At 38.8% G+C, this 854-nt stretch carries 1 protein-coding gene; it reads left to right on the top strand.

The features are described from left to right. Window positions 1-854 (top strand): Ig-like domain-containing protein (locus J536_RS24565; protein WP_032064317.1); only part of this gene is annotated, 854 nt, incomplete at both ends.

Genomic DNA, 854 nt, shown 5'->3' with positions numbered 1-854 from the left:
TAGCAGGAGCAGGAACAATTGCTTTATTGTCTCGGAACGATTCTAAAGATACGACGCCTCCTGAGCCAGGTACTTTGAATTTCAATAATTTTTTAGATTCTGGGGGGGCGACAACCGACCAGATTACTCAAGATAAAAACTTTAATTTAAAGCTTGAAGGACAGGAAAGTGGAAGCCGAGTAACATATTTGGTCTCTACCGATGAAGGAAAAACTTGGCAGGAAACAACGGTAGCTCAAAAAGATTTAGTCGATGGTGTTTATCAATATAAAGCTGTAGTAACCGACGTTGCAGGCAATACATCAGAAACCGCTATACAAAAAGTTGTTGTCGATACAACAGCACCACAAGTAGGTGAACTGACTTTATCTGATTTAAGTGATACAGGTGTTTCGGCAACTGATCAAATTACACAAGATAAAACTTTTGATTTAAAAATTAGTGGACAAGAAGTCAATAGCCAAATTACTTACTGGATATCGAAAGATGAAGGAAAGACATGGCAGGAAACAACAGTAGCTCAAAAAGATTTGGCCGATGGTGTTTATCAATATAAAGCTGTAGTAACCGACGTTGCAGGCAACATATCTGAAACCAGTGTGCAAAAAGTCGTTGTGGATACAACAGCGCCGCAAGCAGGTGAACTGACTTTAGCTGCTTTGACTGATACGGGCATTTCAGCAACTGATCAAATTACGCAAGATAAAGCTTTTGATTTAAAGATTAGCGGACAAGAAGTAAATAGCCAAATTACTTACTGGATATCGAAAGATGAAGGAAAGAGTTGGCAGGAAACAACAGTAGCTCAAAAAGATTTGGTCGATGGTGTTTATCAATATAAAGCTGTAGTAACC

This window comes from Acinetobacter sp. 809848 (assembly GCF_000581275.1).
In the GTDB taxonomy this organism is placed as follows: domain Bacteria; phylum Pseudomonadota; class Gammaproteobacteria; order Pseudomonadales; family Moraxellaceae; genus Acinetobacter; species Acinetobacter pittii.
This window is presented reverse-complemented; position numbering and strand designations above follow the sequence as displayed.